Here is a 713-nt window from a genome sequence, read left to right as displayed (position 1 = left end):
TCGCATCGTCGTGCTGGACGCCGGGYGCATCGTCGACATCGGCCGGCATGATGAGCTGGTAGCGCGCGGCGGGCTGTATGCGAAGTTGGCGGCGATGCAGTTTGGGCTGAAGGCCGACGCGCAAGCCGCTGCCTGAGCGGCGGCCAAAGCTGCTTGTTTCGGTCGCTCGTGCAAACAAGCCCGGCGGCTGATTCCGCACTCACCTGTGCGCAGCGTCACTGCAAGCGCGATGTCAATCTTTGACACTTTCTGATAAATTCCTCCCTTCTCTGAGAGGACCAAGTCATGGGCATGAACGTGAACCTCACACCGCAGCTTGAGGAACTTGTCCGCGCGAAGGTCGACTCGGGCATGTACTCATCAGCCAGCGAGGTCGTGCGCGAGGCACTTCGGCTGATGGACGAGCAGGACCGCCTTCGGCAGGTCAAGTTTGATGAACTGCGCCGCGAGGTTCGCAAGGGCCTCGACAGTGGTCCCAGCGAGCAATGGGACGCTACCGCCGTGAAGGCGAAAGCCCGTGCCCGCCGCACGACCAAGTCGACGGCGGAGTAGATGGCGCGCGTCACTCGGCGGCCGTTGGCAGAGGCCGACATCCTCGAGATCTGGGGCTACATCGCCGAAGACAGCCTCGCTGAGGCTGATCGCTGGGTGGATGGCCTGGACGAGAAACTTTCTCTCTGGGCTACGCAACCCACGATGGGACGCAATAGGGG

2 protein-coding genes are annotated in these 713 nt (G+C 62.8%); both read left to right on the top strand.

Features of this window, described 5'->3' with window-relative positions:
* Positions 1 to 285 precede the first annotated feature (285 nt).
* Positions 286 to 552: a type II toxin-antitoxin system ParD family antitoxin gene (locus tag ACXJKR_RS34020; protein ID WP_457326617.1), complete on the top strand. Its 267-nt coding sequence runs from the start codon at positions 286 to 288 to the stop codon at positions 550 to 552.
* The coding region (locus ACXJKR_RS34015; RefSeq protein ID WP_457326618.1) for a type II toxin-antitoxin system RelE/ParE family toxin at positions 553 to 713 on the top strand (161 nt) is incomplete at its 3' end.

The sequence above is a fragment of the Roseateles sp. P5_E11 genome (assembly GCF_054049355.1).
The sequence above is the reverse complement of the archived record's forward strand: the minus strand, read 5'-3'. Positions and strand labels throughout refer to the sequence as shown.